The organism is Paenarthrobacter sp. NPDC091711 (assembly GCF_044756605.1).
Classification (GTDB): Bacteria; Actinomycetota; Actinomycetes; order Actinomycetales; family Micrococcaceae; genus Arthrobacter.
This window is the reverse complement of the sequence record NZ_JBIVTF010000004.1, coordinates 296782-313910: the sequence shown is the minus strand read 5'-3', so window position 1 is coordinate 313910 and position 17129 is coordinate 296782. Positions and strand designations below refer to the sequence as shown.

Annotated in this window: 13 protein-coding genes and 3 tRNA genes; 11 read left to right on the top strand and 5 right to left on the bottom strand. The window is 61.8% G+C overall.

Annotated features, from left to right (window positions below; genetic code table 11):
* Positions 1–92: 92 nt before the first annotated feature.
* Together ilvD and ACIQH5_RS09340 are read right to left on the bottom strand one after the other, a co-directional pair.
* Entirely contained in the window at positions 93–1814 is a 1722-nt protein-coding gene (gene ilvD, locus ACIQH5_RS09345) for a dihydroxy-acid dehydratase (protein WP_400402343.1), read from the bottom strand.
* 38 nt (positions 1815–1852) lie between these two features.
* Complete coding sequence (locus tag ACIQH5_RS09340) at positions 1853–2773, bottom strand: LysR family transcriptional regulator (protein WP_400402340.1); 921 nt, start codon at positions 2771–2773, stop codon at positions 1853–1855.
* Positions 2774–2954: 181 nt separating this feature from the next.
* Here ACIQH5_RS09340 and ACIQH5_RS09335 point away from each other — a divergent pair, with 181 nt between their 5' ends.
* From ACIQH5_RS09335 to ACIQH5_RS09320, 4 genes are all read left to right on the top strand, one after another.
* Entirely contained in the window at positions 2955–3971 is a 1017-nt protein-coding gene (locus ACIQH5_RS09335) for a hypothetical protein (RefSeq protein ID WP_400402338.1), read from the top strand.
* A 59-nt stretch (positions 3972–4030) separates the two neighbouring features.
* Positions 4031–5209, top strand: coding sequence for a PQQ-dependent sugar dehydrogenase (locus tag ACIQH5_RS09330; protein WP_400402335.1), 1179 nt, complete (start codon positions 4031–4033; stop codon positions 5207–5209).
* Positions 5210–5326: 117 nt separating this feature from the next.
* Positions 5327–5402: transfer RNA gene (locus ACIQH5_RS09325), tRNA-Lys, on the top strand.
* 195 nt (positions 5403–5597) lie between these two features.
* Positions 5598–5673, top strand: a tRNA-Lys gene (locus ACIQH5_RS09320).
* 94 nt (positions 5674–5767) lie between these two features.
* Here ACIQH5_RS09320 and ACIQH5_RS09315 read toward each other — a convergent pair.
* On the bottom strand, positions 5768–6235 hold the full coding sequence (locus tag ACIQH5_RS09315) for a MarR family winged helix-turn-helix transcriptional regulator (protein ID WP_400402333.1): 468 nt from the start codon (positions 6233–6235) through the stop codon (positions 5768–5770).
* Between the two features lie 84 nt (positions 6236–6319).
* On the opposite strand from ACIQH5_RS09315, the gene bcp reads away from it, so the two are divergent.
* From bcp to ACIQH5_RS09280, 7 genes are all read left to right on the top strand, one after another.
* Positions 6320–6793 carry a thioredoxin-dependent thiol peroxidase gene (bcp, locus tag ACIQH5_RS09310; RefSeq protein WP_400402330.1) on the top strand — a complete coding sequence of 158 codons (474 nt, stop codon included), beginning with the start codon at positions 6320–6322 and terminating at the stop codon, positions 6791–6793.
* Between the two features lie 63 nt (positions 6794–6856).
* Positions 6857–6938 (top strand) — tRNA-Leu (locus ACIQH5_RS09305).
* A 167-nt stretch (positions 6939–7105) separates the two neighbouring features.
* Positions 7106–8773: an ABC transporter substrate-binding protein gene (locus ACIQH5_RS09300; protein ID WP_400402327.1), complete on the top strand. Its 1668-nt coding sequence runs from the start codon at positions 7106–7108 to the stop codon at positions 8771–8773.
* Between the two features lie 79 nt (positions 8774–8852).
* Entirely contained in the window at positions 8853–10358 is a 1506-nt protein-coding gene (locus tag ACIQH5_RS09295; protein ID WP_400402324.1) for a malate:quinone oxidoreductase, read from the top strand.
* 66 nt (positions 10359–10424) lie between these two features.
* Positions 10425–13643 carry an efflux RND transporter permease subunit gene (locus ACIQH5_RS09290; RefSeq protein WP_400402322.1) on the top strand — a complete coding sequence of 1073 codons (3219 nt, stop codon included), beginning with the start codon at positions 10425–10427 and terminating at the stop codon, positions 13641–13643.
* 149 nt (positions 13644–13792) lie between these two features.
* Positions 13793–14917: an LLM class flavin-dependent oxidoreductase gene (locus ACIQH5_RS09285; RefSeq protein WP_062068875.1), complete on the top strand. Its 1125-nt coding sequence runs from the start codon at positions 13793–13795 to the stop codon at positions 14915–14917.
* On the top strand, positions 14917–15378 hold the full coding sequence (locus tag ACIQH5_RS09280; RefSeq protein ID WP_400402320.1) for a MarR family winged helix-turn-helix transcriptional regulator: 462 nt from the start codon (positions 14917–14919) through the stop codon (positions 15376–15378). The genes ACIQH5_RS09285 and ACIQH5_RS09280 overlap by 1 nt, the downstream gene beginning before the upstream one ends.
* Here ACIQH5_RS09280 and ACIQH5_RS09275 read toward each other — a convergent pair.
* Both ACIQH5_RS09275 and ACIQH5_RS09270 read right to left on the bottom strand, forming a co-directional pair.
* Complete coding sequence (locus tag ACIQH5_RS09275; RefSeq protein ID WP_400402317.1) at positions 15375–16181, bottom strand: transglutaminase family protein; 807 nt, start codon at positions 16179–16181, stop codon at positions 15375–15377. The genes ACIQH5_RS09280 and ACIQH5_RS09275 overlap by 4 nt on opposite strands.
* 70 nt (positions 16182–16251) lie before the next feature.
* Positions 16252–17118, bottom strand: coding sequence for a hypothetical protein (locus tag ACIQH5_RS09270; protein ID WP_400402315.1), 867 nt, complete (start codon positions 17116–17118; stop codon positions 16252–16254).
* Between the last annotated feature and the right edge of the window lie 11 nt (positions 17119–17129).

The window sequence follows — 17129 nt, the reverse complement described above, 5'->3', positions numbered from 1 at the left end:
GTCAATTGACGACTATCGTATCTCACTATTTGGACAGTGATGTCCGCCTGCCGGACGCCGGCTGTCTTGTGACAGCCGGCGTCCGGCAGGAATTATCCGCAGTAAGCCCCGGTGGAGGCACTGTGAACAAGCTTGGCGTACTTGGCCAACACGCCCTTGGTGAACTTGGCAGGCAGTGGCTCCCAGCCCACCTTGCGGGCTTCGAGTTCGGCATCGTCCACCAGGAGGTCGAAGGAACGTGCGGCGATGTCCACGCGAATGCGGTCGCCGTCCTTCACGAAGGCAATAGGACCGCCGTCTACGGCTTCAGGAGCAACGTGGCCAATGCACAAACCTGTTGTGCCACCCGAGAAGCGGCCATCGGTCAGCAGCAGCACATCCTTGCCAAGGCCTGCGCCCTTAATAGCTCCGGTAATGGCCAGCATTTCGCGCATGCCCGGGCCGCCCTTGGGGCCTTCATAGCGGATGACCACGACGTCGCCCTTGCTGATTTCCCCGTTATCCAACGCGCTGAGTGCGCCCTGCTCGCGCTCGAAGACCCGGGCCGTTCCCTCAAAAACGTCCGCATCGAAGCCGGCGCTCTTCACTACTGCGCCTTCGGGGGCCATGGAACCGTGAAGGATGGTGATGCCACCGGTCTTGTGTATCGGGTTGTCCAAGGCCCGGAGGATCTTGCCATCAAGGTCCGGCGGGTTGATCGAGGCAAGGTTTTCAGCGAGGGTCTTGCCGGTAACGGTGAGGCAGTCACCGTGCAGCAGTCCGGCGTCGAGCAGTGCCTTCATGATGACCGGCACGCCGCCAATCTTGTCGACGTCAGTCATGACGTAGCGGCCGAAAGGCTTGAGGTCCCCCAGGTGCGGGATTTTGTCGCCGATGCGGTTGAAGTCGTCCAGCGTCAGCTCAACCTCGGCTTCGCGGGCGATCGCGAGCAGGTGCAGCACGGCGTTGGTGGAGCCACCGAACGCCATGGTGACGGCAATGGCGTTCTCGAAGGCTTTTTTGGTCATGATGTCGCGGGCCGTGATGCCCAGGCGCAGCAGGTTTACCACCGCTTCGCCGGACTTGCGGGCAAAATCATCACGACGACGGTCTGCCGACGGCGGGGCGGCTGAACCCGGGAGGGACATGCCCAGGGCCTCACCGATGCAAGCCATGGTGTTGGCCGTGTACATCCCGCCACAGGCGCCTTCGCCGGGACAGATGGCCTTTTCGATACGGGTAAGGTCTTCCATGCTCATTTTGCCGGCGGCACAGGCACCCACCGCTTCGAAGGCATCAATGAGGGTGACTTCCTTCTCCGAGCCGTCTTCAAGCTTGACCCAGCCAGGCATGATGGAGCCTGCGTACAGGAAGACCGATGCGAGATCCAGGCGGGCAGCAGCCATGAGCATGCCCGGGAGGGACTTGTCACAGCCGGCCAGGAGCACCGAGCCATCGATGCGCTCGGCCTGCATCACGGTTTCCACGGAGTCCGCGATCACCTCACGGGAGACCAAGGAGAAGTGCATGCCCTCGTGGCCCATGGAAATGCCGTCTGAGACCGAGATGGTGCCGAACTGCATCGGGAAACCGCCGCCGGCATGAACGCCTTCCTTGGCGCCCTGGGCAAGTCGGTTCAGGGAAAGGTTGCAGGGGGTGATCTCGTTCCACGAACTGGCGACACCAATTTGGGGTTTGGCGAAGTCGTCGTCGCCCATCCCCACCGCGCGGAACATGCCACGGGCCGGTGCAGCGTGAATGCCGTCGGTCACCACCCGGCTGCGGGGTTTGATGTCCGGCGTGTTATCTGTCGCAATCTGGGTGGTGTCACTCATGGTCCAAAGTCTATGTCCACCGGGCAACTACCAACGCTCTATGACTCGTTGAGTTCCTTGGCGATGGCCGCAGCCTCACTCTTAAGCATGTCCAGGACGATGGCGATGGTGCCTCGGGCGGCGACCTCCTGCCGGGACAACGCCACGATGCTTCTGCTTGCTTTGACCTCATCGAGAGGCCGAAGAACGAGCCCCCGCCGCGCGCTGGCCCGGGCCGTATACCGCGGCAGGAGGCAAATACCGTGCCCTGCTCCCACCAAGGCCTCAAGCACCCTCAGGTCCGGGTACCGCTGCCCCCTCAAGGCTTGCCTGCCGGCGTGGAGTTCGATTTGGCGAAGCACTGTATCGAAAGGGAATCCCTCCGGTACGCCGATCCACGGGTAGTCCACAACATCCTGGGGGCTGAGCCGGGCCTTGGCGGCCAGGGGATGACCAGCGGGCATGGCAACATCCAGCGCTTCCTCCAGAAGCGGCACCACCGTTAGGCCCCTCCTGGCAAAAACCTCCGGCCCGTCCACGCTGTGCGCCAGCACGATGTCGTAATCCGCCACCAGCGGGGCGAAGTGGGCGGTTCCCGGGTCCTCGAAGTGAGCATCGAAACTCAGCCCGTCCACGGAGGCAACCCGGTGCAGCACACCCGGAAGCAGCATTTCGGCGGCACTGGGAAAGAAGGCCGCGGAGACCCGTGTTTGCCAGCCACTCCGGTAGGTGTCAATAGTGGACTCCGCCCTGGCCATGGCCGTAGCGATGTCCGATGCCGCCGCCGCCATGGCCAACCCCGCTTCGGTCAGCTGAACGCCGCGGCCCACCTTCTCCACCAGCACCACGCCGATCTCTGCCTGCAGTGTTTTGAGCTGCTGCGAAACCGCCGAGGCCGTGACATTCAAGGCCTCGGCGGTGGCGCCAACACTTTGCCGGTCCGCCAATTCGCGCAGAATCTGCAGCCTTTTGAAGTCCATGGAGCCAGACTAAGCGACTCGAAGAAATTACCGGCACCGGAATTATTCCCGGGCACCACATAGACAGGAAGCTGATAATTTTCGTGCGAAGCGGCAGGTCAAACGCTGGACAGCCCATTAGCAGGCACGTAACGTCGGGATTACCACGAGCTGCACCCCTGTGAGCAGAAGGGCATCCACCATGGACTGGATAATTTGGGTCATTGTCATTGTTTTGGTCGTCGCGATTGTTTGGTGGCTAATGAACCGCAACAAGACGCGGAATACCGATTCCACCTCAAGCCAAACCACCGCCGAAGATCGCACCGGAGCGCTTTCCGGCACTACTCCCCCGGCGGCGACGGCCCCCAGCAACTCTGCCTCTGTGCCTGATGCCGGTGTGGTTGCAGCAGGCGTGGCAGGTTTGGCGGGTGTGACCAACCTCGGTAAGGCAGCCGCCGAGGGCAGCGGCCCGAAGGTCGACGAACCTGACGCCAACGAACCCGATGCCGAAGAACCCACCCCTTCAGCACCCGCCGCTTCCGAAGGAACCCACGACGCCTCCGCCGCCACGGCTGATGTGGAGGCAGAGCCACGAACCGCCGTCGACGACGCACCGGCAGTAGTCGCCTCTGATGTTCAGCCGGCTTCAACACCAGGATTGACCGTTGCGGAACCCGTTATCGCAACCCCCACAGTGGCCGAACCTGTGATCGACGAACCAGTGGTGGATGAGCCACGAGTGGACACTGAAGCAAAGGTCCATGCAGCCGACGCCGGCGATGTTGACGACTGGGACGCGGGTTCCGCTGCGGCAACCTCCGAGCCCACGTCCACTCCGGCAGTGGCCAGCGAATCATCAGGCACGGATGCGGCAGCGGATAAGGCCGAGTGGGAATCATCGTGGACCGATGCCAGCGGCACCCCGGTCCATCACCACGAGTACACCGACGCCCATTCACCCACCCTTCCGGGCGCCGAGTCCGCTGCGGCCGAAGATTCGGCGGGTTCAGGTCATCTTGCCGTCGAGCACCCTTATGGCACGGGATCTTCCAGCGCGCCAGGGGACGCCTATCCCGTCAAGGCCAGCGCATCTGCCATGACGTACCACGACGAAGACACTGCGGGCTATGACGAGGCTGATGCTGATGTGTGGTTCGAATCGTCTGCGCACGCCGAAGCTGCCGGTTTCCGGCCACCCCGCCGCAGCAGGCACTGAGTCCCAGCGAGCGGCAGGAAGCCAGCAGTCAAGAAAGTTCGGTCAAGAAGGCAGCAGTCATGGACACAGGCAGGCACCCTTCGGAACGGCCCGGGCACCCGATGCGTGCTCCTGCATTTACCCTGCTCGCCGTGATGCTTGTCCTGACCGGATGCACCGGTAGTCCGTCGTCGCCCGGCACGGCGGCAACACCTGGGGCATCAACGAGCCAGGGAGGGCCAGCCGCGCCAGGGTCCCCCTCCACGGGAGCCGTGCAAACGGCGCCTGCGTCGCCGCAGATTCCGGAAGTCGTCCGGAAGCTCGACGCCGGACTGCAGCTGCCGTGGTCGGTGGTCTTCCTGCCGGATGGCACAGCTGTGGTGTCCGAGCGCGACTCCGCCCAGGTCAAGAGCATCCGAAATGAGCAAACCACCACCGTAGGCGAGGTGCCCGGCGTCGACCCCGGCGGGGAAGGCGGACTGTTGGGCTTGGCCCTCTCGCCCGACTTCGCAACGGACCGCTGGCTGTATGCATACTTCACAGCCCCCGGCGATAACCGGATTGCCCGCATGAAACTCACCGGGGATACAGGCGGCTCGCTTGCTTTGGGCGAGGCTGAGGTGATCTTCTCCGGAATGCCCAAAGCCTCCACGCACAACGGCGGCCGGATCAGGTTTGGCCCGGATGGGTTCCTCTATGTAGGCACCGGTGACTCCCAGCGCCGGGAACAACCGCAGGATACGAACGCCTTGGGTGGCAAGATTCTTCGGCTCACTCCGGAAGGGCGTCCGGCGCCGGGAAATCCTTTCGGCAACAATCCCGTGTACAGCTACGGGCACCGGAACGTGCAGGGCCTTGCCTGGGACAGTGACGGACGGCTCTGGGCAAGCGAGTTCGGCCCGGACGTGGATGACGAATTGAACCTGATCATTCCGGGAGGCAATTACGGTTGGCCCACGGTGACCGGCGCGCCGGGACGCAGCGGCCTGATCGACGCGAAGGTCGTCTGGCCGTCAACGTCGGACGCCTCACCCAGCGGGCTCGAAATTGTGGATGGCGTTGCCTACACAGGAGCGCTTCGCGGCCAACGCTTGTGGGCGGTTCCCCTCGATGGGGAGACCGCAGGCGCCCCTGTGGCCTACTTCACAGGACAATATGGGCGCCTGAGGGACGTGGCCCGCGCCCCCGACGGCACGCTGTGGGTCATCAGCAACAACAGAAACCCTGATTTTGCGCTGATTCTGAGGGTTACGCCGTGAAGCCAGAGGCGAAGAGCTGCGGATTTCACACTTCGGCGGAAGTCGTGTAGAGTTACATGTCGTTGCGGAGATCGCCGGGGAAATAAAAGCTCCCGGGTGAGATCGAAATCAACAGCTGCACCTCTAGCTCAACTGGCAGAGCAATTGACTCTTAATCAATGGGTTCCGGGTTCGAGTCCCGGGGGGTGCACCAAGGAAAAGGCCTTGGAGTGAATTTCACTCCAAGGCCTTTCTTGTTTTTTAATGCCGCCCTAGAAGAGCAACCACATGGCGTTCATCACGCATGGCCCTTTATGGTCCGTGGCCGCAAAAAAGTGGTGTAGAGTTATTTGTCGTTGCGGAGGTCAACGGGGAATGCGAATTCCTCGAATATGCCGAAACAATAGCTGCACCTCTAGCTCAACTGGCAGAGCAATTGACTCTTAATCAATGGGTTCCGGGTTCGAGTCCCGGGGGGTGCACCACAAAGCTAAAGGCTCCGGATCGTAGATACGATCCGGAGCCTTTAGCGTTTCCATGCCGGGGCTTCCTGAAGGAAACCCCGGCCACATGCTGAGGTCAGGCTTGGGGCAAGTCGGTGTCGATCTCGTGGGCTTCCTGCTCCGGCTCCGGCAACCCGGCCAGGCCCCGGACAACAATCCGAAGTTCCTCGCGCAGCCGGACGGTATCCACGGCTACGGGCGACAAAACATCCTGTTCGAGCTTTACTGCTTCAGCTAGAGCTTCAATGCCGGCGTCAGTAAGGGTTACCACGTGACTTCGGCGGTCTGAATCACTGCGTTGCCGGGTGACATGCCCGTGCAGCTCAAGCCTTGCGAGCGTGGTACCCATCGTCTGGGCCTTGACCCGCGCGACTTCGGCCAAAGCTGCCTGGGTGATGGCACCCTTGGCAGCCAACACTTGCATGGCAATGACACCGGCGTGGGTAAGGCCGATGGACTTCAATTTTTCGTTCCACGAGATTTCCACCAAGCGCGCGGCTGTCGAAAGCAAACGGGTGGTGGGCCATCTCTCCATATCTGGCATGCCGACAGTATATGCGTCGAAGGGGTGAGGGCGCGGCTTCTCCCACTAAACTGGAAAATCGCGAACACTGGCAAGGAGAACATTTTGGCTGAACGACTTATCCCGGGGGACGTCGCCCCGGACTTCACACTTCAGGATGAAACCGGTAAAAGCGTGAGCTTGTCGGACCTCCGCGAACGTAAAACCATCCTCTATTTCTACCCCGCTGCTTCCACGCCCGGGTGCACCAAGGAAGCATGCGATTTCCGCGACACACTGGGATCCCTGCAGGCTGCCGGATACGAAGTTGTGGGCGTCTCCCCCGATCCCGTCAAGGCACTCGCCAAGTTCCACGAAGAAGAACAGCTGAGCTTCCGGTTGCTCTCGGACGAGGACCACGCCGTCGCCGAGGCATATGGGGCCTGGGGCGAGAAGAAAAACTACGGGCGCAGCTACATGGGATTGATCAGGTCCACCTTTGTGGTTGATCCCGATGGAAAGATTTCCCTTGCCCAATACAACGTGCGCGCCACCGGGCACGTGGCCAAGCTCCGGCGGGATCTCAAGCTGGACAAGTAGCGGGTACACTGGAGGCCGGTATATGGCAGTCACCGTCCATTCAGGCGGTCGGATTGCCTGCCAGCGCGAGTGGTGAAATTGGCAGACACGCAGGATTTAGGTTCCTGTGCCTTCGGGCGTGGGGGTTCAAGTCCCCCCTTGCGCACAGTTAGATGAATACCCCCGGCTGCAGGCCGGGGGTATTTCTGTCCTCAAGCAGCCGGGGACCTCCTGAAAGTGCGCTGGGAAGGGCACTCAGGACGTTCAACTAGACTGGAATGCGGTCTGGCCGAAGCCGGCCACAGCACTTCCAACCGGCTTGAGGGGACACGAGTGGCAAGCAGCAAAATGCGGCGCCTGGGCATGCAGTTCGGAGCGGCCGTCCTGGCTTTGGGGCTGGCAGGGTGCACCGGAACCCCGGGCCCGGCACCGTCGTCGTCCACCGGCAGCTCCCCCGCGGTTGAACCGACGGCAACCTTCAATTTCGGCACAGCGTCCATGCCTTTGGGCCTGGATCCCGCCATGACCGCGGATTCCGAGTCCTACCGCGTCACCCGCCAGGTCCTTGAAGGTCTGGTGGGGGTGGATGGAGAAACAGGGCAAACGACTCCCCTCCTCGCCACGGAGTGGAATGACAGCAACAACGGGCTGAGCTACGACTTCACGCTCCGCTCCGGTGTGACCTTTCACGACGGCACTCCTCTGGATGCAGCCGCAGTATGCGCCAACTTCAACCGATGGTTCACCTTTCCAGAGGAACTCCGGAACCAGGCACCCGGCATTTCCTTCCAAAGTGTCTTCAAGGCTTACTCGGACCAACCAGTGTTCTCCATCTTCAAGGACTGCAAGGTGGTCTCGGCCAGCGACGTCCAGATCAATCTGACGCGCCCCTTCACCGGATTCCTCCAAGCGTTGACTCTGCCGGCCTTCGCAATATCTTCCCCGGCTGCCTTGGAGGCACAAAAAGCCAATGTCCTCAACCAGGTACGGAACGGCCAGGCCATGTCCACCTACGCCGGCCATCCTGTGGGCACTGGCCCGTACGAATTCACCGCGTGGGACGAGACAAAGCTCACCTTGTCCAGCTACAAGGGCTACTGGGGCAACCGGGGCCAGATAGCAACCATCAACTTCGTTCCCTACGATCGCGCGGAAACACGCCAACAGGCCCTTCTTGACGGCAAGATCGACGCCTATGACCTGGTGACCTCAGGGACGTTTGACCAATTGGTCAAAAAGGGTGTGCAGATCATCCAGCGCGATCCCTTCTCGGTGATGTACTTGGGGATCAACCAGGCTGTTGCACCACTTGAAAAGCCCGAAGTGCGCCAAGCGATCGAGATGGCGATCGACAAAGAGACGTTGATCCGCAAGTTCTTCATCGACAACACGGCGCAGGCCTCACAGTTCGTGCCGCCCAAGCTCAGCGGCTTCAATAACAACGCTCCTTCCCTGGGATACAACCCGGAGAAAGCCAAGGAGCTTTTGAAGAAGGCCGGCTACAAGGGTGAAGAGCTGAAGTTCTACTACCCGCTCAACGCCACAAGGGCTTACATGCCCACACCGGAAAAGATCTACGCCGAGCTCAGCCGCCAACTCGTCGCTGTCGGCTTCAACATCAAGCCAGTTCCCATCGACTGGGAGGATGGCTACCTCCAAAGAGTCCAGTCTGCCGGGGACCGGGGCCTGCATCTGCTCGGCTGGAACGGCTCCTACGCGGACGCAGACAACTTCCTGGGACCCCTCTTCGGCGAAACCCGCGCCGAGTTCGGATACGCCGATTCAGAGGTGTTCCACAAGATCGAACGCGCAAGGGCCATGCCGGACGGCGATGACCGCAATGCCCAGTACCAGGCCATCAACGCAGAAATCGCGGCGTCGGTACCGGCAGTGCCCATCGCCTTCCCCATCTCGGCGCTGGCGCTGTCCAACAAGGTGGAAAGCTACCCGGCTTCCCCGGTCCTCAACGAAGTTTTCACAAACGTCCGCCTAAAGCCTTGACGATTCCCCGTAATTTCAGTATTGAGTCTGCGCGGGGATATTCTGTGACAGCCAGTGCCGCCGCTAACGGAGATTGATCGTGACCTTCATTTCCAAGACCCAACATGCTGACGTCGTCCTTATTGGCGGTGGAATCATGAGTGCCACCCTTGGTGCGTTCATCAAGCAACTTGAACCCACCTGGACCATCTCCCTGTTCGAACGACTCGACGAAGCAGGGCTCGAGAGTTCCGGACCCTGGAACAACGCCGGCACGGGCCATGCTGCGCTGTGTGAGCTTAACTACTCCCCCGCAGCAAAAGACGGTTCCGTAGACCCGTCCAAGGCCCTGCACATCAACGAACAGTTCCAGCTGTCCCGCCAGTTCTGGTCCCATCTTGTGGACAGCAAAGTCATCGGGTCTCCCAAGGGCTTCATCAACACCGTTCCGCACATGAGCTTCGTCATTGGCGATGACCACGCGAACTTCCTCAAGACCCGGTACGAGGCCCTTAAGCCCAACACGCTGTTCCGCAGCATGGAATACACCGAGGACCAGGACCAGATCGCCAAGTGGGCCCCGTTGATCGTCAAGGGCCGTGACCGCAAGCAGCGTGTGGCAGCAACCCGCGCGGCTGAAGGCACCGACGTCGATTTCGGCGCCTTGACCCGTGAACTGACGGGCTACCTGCAGAGCAGCGGCGCCGAGGTCAACTATGGACACGATGTCACCAACATCCACCGTGCAGCAGGCGGCGGATGGGATCTTTCCATCAAGCACCCCAGGTCCGGCGAGCACGGCCGCATCCACGCGAAGTTCGTCTTCGTAGGAGCCGGCGGCGGTGCACTTCACCTGCTCCAGGCATCCGGCATTCCTGAAAGCAAGGGATACGGTGGTTTCCCCGTCTCAGGCCAGTTCTTCCGCTGTACAGACGACGCCGTCACCTCCCAGCACAGCGCAAAGGTCTACGGCCAGGCGTCGGTGGGCGCACCGCCCATGTCCGTCCCGCACCTGGACACCCGCTATGTGGACGGCAAGCGCTCCCTCCTCTTCGGCCCGTACGCCGGTTTCTCCACCAACTTCCTGAAGACCTCCAGCTACCTGGACCTTCCGTTGTCCATCCGCCCGGGGAACATCATTCCCATGCTGGCTGTGGCCAAGGACAACATGGACCTCACCGCCTACCTCATCAAGGAGGTTGCCAAGCGGCACGAGGCCAAGGTTGAGGCCCTGCGCGAGTACTATCCGGAAGCTTCCGGCGGCAATTGGGAACTGATCACGGCGGGCCAGCGTGTACAGATCATCAAGAAGCACCCACAGAAGGGTGGCGTCCTGCAGTTCGGCACTGAAGTCATTGCCTCCCGCGATGGTTCAATCGGCGCGCTGCTGGGCGCTTCTCCGGGCGCTTCCACCGCCGTGCCCATCATGATCGAACTGTTGCAGAAGTCCTTCCCGAAGAACTTCAAGGGTTGGCAGTCCAAGCTCAAGGACATGATGCCGGGCTACGGCGTCAAGCTCAATGAGAATGCCGACCTTGCAGCCGAGCTGGAAGCAAGCACCGCCAGCTCTCTTCAATTGGAAGTGGCCACCGCCATCCAAAGCTAGGCCACACCCGGGGCTGCGGCCGGTTCCCTCAGCCGAATCGTTACGTAGACCGCAGGAGTCAATGCAATGTTCCGCTTGGCCAGACTGTCCCTGGGAAACCGGGCCCTGATCGCGCTGATCACCGTCTTTGCGGCGGTGTTCGGCGTGATCACCATGGGTTCGCTCAAGCAGGAACTTATTCCCTCCATCGAGTTCCCGCAGATCACCGTGGTGACCTCCATGCCGGGCGCTTCTCCGGAGGTTGTGGACAAGCAGTTGAGCCAGCCGCTGGAAACAGCTCTGAACAGCGTCGAAGGGCTTGAGTCCACCACGTCGACGTCCCGCAACGGCGTTTCGCAGATCACCATGGTGTTCACGTACGGCTCCAACCTGGACCGGGCGCGCAACCAGATTGACCGGGCCATCTCGAATGCCAAGCGGGTACTGCCGGCCGACGTCGAACCCCAGTCAATCGCCGGCAACATCAGCGACTTCCCGATTGTCTATTTGGCGGTCTCCTCGGACAAACCGCTGAGCGAACTTAACGCTGACCTCCTGCGTCTCAGCGTTCCGCGCCTGCAGAAGATCGACGGCGTTCGTGGTGCCGATGTGACCGGCGGCTCCAGCCAGCACATCCTGATCCAGCCCCGCCCTGCGGATCTGGCAACGTCAGGCGCCTCTGTCCAGTCCATCAGCACTGCCCTGAAGAACAATGGCACCTTGGTTCCTGTCGGCACCATCGAGGATCAGGGCAAGACTCTGTCCCTCCAGCTCGGCAGCCCGGTGGATTCGTTGGACATCATTAAGGGACTCCCCTTGGCTGGCGCTAAGAATGCCGCCACCATCGGCGCCGTCGCCGATGTCAGCATCGAGGACGACGCCGCCACGTCCATCACGCGTACCAACGGTAAGCCCACGTTGGCCCTGTCCGTCACCAAGAAGCCGGAGGGCGATACGGTGGCGATCTCGCACGCCGTCAGGGACGCCGTCGGGCCCATGGAAGCGGAACTCGGCAATAACGCGACCTTCACGCCGGTCTTCGACCAAGCTCCGTTCATTGAGAAGTCCATCAAGGATCTCACCACCGAGGGGCTTCTTGGCCTGGGCTTCGCGGTGGCTGTGATCCTGGTTTTCCTGATGTCCGTCCGCTCCACGTTGGTCACGGCCGTCTCCATCCCGCTGTCCTTGCTGATCACGTTCATCGGCATCTCCGCCACGGGTTATTCGCTGAACATCCTGACCTTGGGTGCCCTTACCATTGCGATCGGGCGCGTGGTTGACGATTCCATTGTGGTGATCGAGAACATCAAGCGGCATCTGAGCTACGGCGAACATAAGCTGACCGCCATCCTGACTTCCATCAGGGAAGTTGCCGGGGCCATCACGGCTTCCACCTTGACTACCGTGGCCGTGTTCCTCCCCATCGCTTTCGTGGGTGACCTCGCCGGTGAGCTGTTCCGGCCCTTCGCCTTGACCGTAACCATCGCGCTGTTGTCATCACTGCTGGTTTCCCTGACAATCGTTCCGGTCCTGGCCTATTGGTTCCTTTCCTCACCCGGAAAGGGCGCAGAGGCACAGGCATCCGCCAAGGAAGCCGCCGAGAAGGCCCGGGAAGCCGAACAACGGAGCCGCCTCCAGCGCGGCTACCTTCCGATTCTTGCCAAGACGCAGAAACATCCCGTCATCACCTTGTCCGCCGCGGCATTGATTCTGGTGGCCACCATCGCCGTCTCGCCTCTTCTTGCCACTGATCTTTTGGGCCGCTCCGGCGAGAACAGCATGACAGTGCGCCAAGTCCTTCCGGCGGGCACCAGCCTGCAGGCCACCAGCGATGAAGCTTCCAAGGTTGAGGAATCCCTCAAGGGCATTGAAGGCATCAAGGACGTGCAGGTCACTTCCGGAAACGCTCAGACCGGCTTCGCTGCACTCACCTCCACCGGTTCGTCCAACTCGACGTTCACCATTGTCACCGATGAGAAAGTGAACCAAAGCAAACTCCAGGATGAGGTTCGCGCCAAGCTTGAAGGGGCTGCCGGGAAGGTGACGGTGGGATCGCAGCAGGGCGGATTCGGCACGTCCTCAACGGTGGACATCACCATCAGGGCCGCGAACTCCGCTGACCTGCAGACGGCAAGCGATGCCATGGTCAAGGCCATGGAAGGCGTTCCCGGCAGTACGGAAGTGGCCACTAACCTGGCCTCCAAGCAGTCGGTGGTCCAGGTCCGCGTCGACCGGGCCAAGGCAGTGGCGGCAGGCCTGACTGAAGAGCAGGTAGGAGCCTTCCTTGCCTCCACGGTCAGCCCCGTTCCTGCCGGTACCGTCCGGATTGAGACCAACGATTACCCTGTGCAGATCGGCGAAGGTACACGCTTTACCAGCATCGCCGCAGTACGTGCGCTCCAGCTACCCACAGCCCGCGGCGGAGTGGCACTGGAGTCAATTGCCGCCGTCGAGCAGGTTGACACCCCGGTGTCCATCACCAGCAGCAATGGGCAGCGGACGGCAAGGGTGACAGTGACGCCGTCCGGATCCAATCTGGGCAGCGTCAGCGCAGCCGTGCAGGAGCGGCTGGCCGGAGTGGAATTGCCCGCGGGGGTGACCGCCACCATCGGTGGTGCCACGACGCAGCAGGCTGAGTCCTTCCGGCAACTTGGCCTGGCTCTACTGGCGGCAATCGCGATCGTCTATGTGATTATGGTGGCCGCCTTCAAGTCACTCATACAGCCACTCATCCTGTTGGTCTCCGTACCGTTCGCGGCGACGGGTGCGGTGGGTCTGCTGTTGGTCACCGGAGTTCCGTTGGGACTGCCGTCACTGATCGGCATGCTGATGCTGGTGGGAATCGTGGTCACCAACGCCATTGTGCTGATCGACCTCATCAACCAGTACCGGAAGCCCCATGACGGCAGTCCGGGCATGAACGTTGCCGACGCCATCACCCACGGTGCCCGCCAGCGGCTCCGGCCCATCCTGATGACGGCCCTGGCCACCGTGTTCGCCCTGACTCCCATGGCGCTGGGCCTCACAGGTGGAGGCGGGTTCATTTCGCAACCCTTGGCAATTGTGGTGATCGGCGGACTGGTTTCGTCCACTGCGCTGACGTTGGTCCTGGTGCCGGTTCTCTACAAACTTGTGGAAGGCCGCCGGGAGAAGAAGGATCTGCTGAAGGCGCTTCAGGACAAGCCCCAGGCTTCTCCCGGCCCTGGATCCGGCGGCAGTTCCGCATCGGACGATTTCCAAGACTGGACCACTGGCATGGTTCCCCGGGTTACGGGCCGCCGCGCCGCCCATAATCCGGCAGAATAGCGGCTTTCCTACAGAGTCACCCTTGATGGACAGGCCCGGGAACAATTCCCGGGCCTGTCCTGTTACAGGTATCGATACATGCAAATGCATCTAGTTTGAGGTACACTGTTTACAGAGCCCGGGACCTCGGGCAGGGAGAAAGGCACACCATGCAGATCGGCGTATTCAGCGTCAGCGACATCACCACTGACCCCACCACGGGCCGCACGCCCACGGAAAACGAACGCATCAAGGCCTCCGTTGCCATCGCCAAGAAGGTCGAAGAGATCGGCATGGACGTGTACGCCCTCGGCGAGCACCACAACCGGCCCTTCTTCTCTTCCTCCCCCACCACTACTCTGGCCTACATCGCAGCCCAGACCGAGCGCATCACGCTCTCCACTGCCACCACGCTGATCACCACCAATGATCCGGTCAAGATCGCCGAAGACTTCGCCATGCTCCAGCACCTTTCGGATGGCCGCGTGGACCTGGTCCTGGGCCGTGGCAACACAGCGCCGGTATACCCCTGGTTCGGAAAGAACATCCAGGATGGCATAGAGCTCGCCATCGAGAACTACAGCCTCCTCCGCAAGCTGTGGGATGAGGACACCGTCAACTGGTCCGGCAAGTTCCGTACGCCGCTGCAGAACTTCACCTCCACGCCACGGCCGCTCGACGACGTCGCCCCCTTCGTATGGCACGGCTCCATCCGCACGCCGCAGATCGCGGAAGTCGCCGCCTACTACGGGGACGGTTTCTTCGCCAACAACATCTTCTGGCCCAAAGAGCACTACCAGCAGCTGATCGGTCTGTACCGTGAGCGCTACGAGCACTACGGCCACGGCAAGGCCGATCAGGCAATAGTCGGCCTTGGCGGTCAGTTCTTCATGAGGAAGAACTCCCAGGATGCCGTGAAGGAATTCCGCCCGTACTTCGACAACGCACCTGTCTACGGACACGGACCGTCCTTGGAGGACTTCACCTCGCAGACTCCGCTGACCGTGGGCAGCCCGCAGGAAGTCATCGAGAAAACCCTGACATTCCGCGAGGCTTTCGGTGATTACCAGCGGCAGCTATTCCTGATTGACCATGCCGGCCTGCCGCTGAAGACTGTCTTGGAGCAGTTGGACCTCTTCGGCGAAGAAGTCTTGCCCGTACTTCGTAAGGAATACGCCGCCATGAAGCCTGCGCACGTGCCGGACGCACCGACGCACGCCTCGCGCGTTGCCGCCGCCTTGGAAGCCAAGGTCAGCGAAACCGCTACCGCTGGTGCTGCGGGGCAGGACGCCTGATGTCCAGTCCCTCGGCGTCCTCCGCCGTTCGCCTCGCCGCCGAAACCTGGGAGTCTCTGTTCCGCTCCCAGGTGGCGGTGATGCGGAAGCTTCAGTCGGGACCTGCGTTCAAGACGCTCCCGGTCAAGGAGTACGACGTCCTCTTTACGTTGTCCAAATGCCCGTCGGGCCAGCTTCGCCTGAACGAGATCAATGACAAGGTGCTGCTGAGCCAGTCCAGCCTGAGCCGCTTGGTGGACCGTTTGGAGAAGCGCGGTTTGGTGGAACGAACAACAGCTCCCGACGACGGCCGCGGAGTCCTGCTCTCACTCACCGAGGCCGGCAGTGACCTCCAAAAAACCATCGGCCGCGAACATGTGCGGGACATTGCCAACTTGGTGGCGCCCGCACTCACGGCCGAGGAGCAGAAGGAGCTTCTGCGGCTGACGGAGAAACTCCGCGCCTCGGTGGCCGCACACTAACGCAAGCTGATGAGCTCCCGGGGGTCCTCCACCGGGAGCTCGCCGTTAACCACCGCACTGACCCTGAGTGTCTTCAGGGTCAAGCTGCCGCCCACGGTAGACAGGAACGCAGTATCCGAGGAGTCCCGCCCTGCAGTGATGCGGAGCATGGACTCGCGGGGTGCCAGTCCGGTGGGGTCAATGATGTGCCAGGCGCCGTTGATGTATGCCTCGGCAACAGCATGGAAATCCATGGGGCTCAGCCCGGGGGCATACACTGCCGCCAGCCGCGCAGGAACATCCTTGGACCGCAAGAGGGCAATGGCAAGGTGGGCGAAGTCCCGGCACACACCTTTCCGGTGAAGCAGGGTTTCCACTGCGCCGTCAGTCCCCCGGGAGGATCCGCTGACGTAGCGCAGTTCCCCGTTGACCCAATTGCGGACAGCATGCAGCAGCTCTGCACCGTGGAGGTTTCCGAACTCGGCGTAGGAGGTGGGCAGCAACCTGTCCGATTCCGCATACCGGCTGGGCCTGACATATCTGATGAGTTCCATCGGACTGGCCGTGTCCGGCTCTCCCAAGCCATGAACTGTTGCCCGGTACTCCACTGTCACCTCGCTTGGCTCGGTGAACTCCAGGTAATGAAAGCGGCCTCCATGGTGGTCGGTGAGTTCGGCAAAAGGAACCTCGGCACCGTCACTGGTGATGGACAGGTTTTCCGTCACTGACTGGTAACCACGATTAGTGGCCACGGCTATGGCCATGGCCACCTTGGTGTTGGCTGCGGTCTTGAAAACGAGCGAGGCAGCAACATTGCGTTCCATTGATCTCCGAGGTGGGTTGCGGCGGACAGCCCCCATCGCTGCCGTGTGTGTGGATCAGCCAATCGCAGGGCTACAGATTGACCTTCAGAGACAGTAGCATCCGCTGGACATTGGCGAATTCAGAACCATGGACCGCATACTTCGCAGCCAGGTCCAAGGTATCGAAAGCCTTGGCCGGGGCCACCTTCTCATCAGCGGCAAAGGCGTGGATCGCCGGAACATCCCCAAAGGAGATATCCCCCTTTCCTGCAGGGCCCTGAACCCGGTTCCGCAGTTCACAGGACTGCCCGTCCACACCCGCCACCATGTTGGTGATGCCGTAGGACCCAAAGAATTTGTAGCCCTGGACCACGCGGAAAACCACCCGCGGATCAATGGTGTCCTGGCCATCCGAGTGCGGGATGTCCAAGGGCACGCTGCTGATCACCACATAGGGGCGCGCCTGCCCGGCGGGGCAGGAAACAGGCGCTGCCGTCGGCAATCCGGTGTGGAGCGTGGCGATGTACCGCCCCTCAGCATCCTTGACCTCCACCTTCACAGCGTGGGCCAATGCCCCCGCCTCCGGCGTCACCGACTGGGCTATCCACTCCTGCGGCAGCTCGAAGCTGACGGTTTTGGCGGCGTCCGTGTACGTCTTCCAAGGCACTGCCGTCGCCACCGGGGACGGCCCGGGGCTGGCCGAACTGCTACCGCCGGCGCCTGTTGTTTCGCCGGGTGCTGCGGACGGCGAGCCTGCCGCGGAGCCAGTTGCCGGCGTCGTGCTTTCCGGTGTTCCCGTTCCCGATTCCGAACTGTTGGGCTGGGAGCCGGCCGTGGGGGTGACTTGCGGACCCTTGTACTCAGCGGAGCAGGCCGCTGTGCCGGCGAGGACGGTGACCGTCAGCGCCAGCGCGGCGAGCCGCATCGGACCGCAGCGCAGGTTCAGGATGCCCTTCATGACCACAGCCT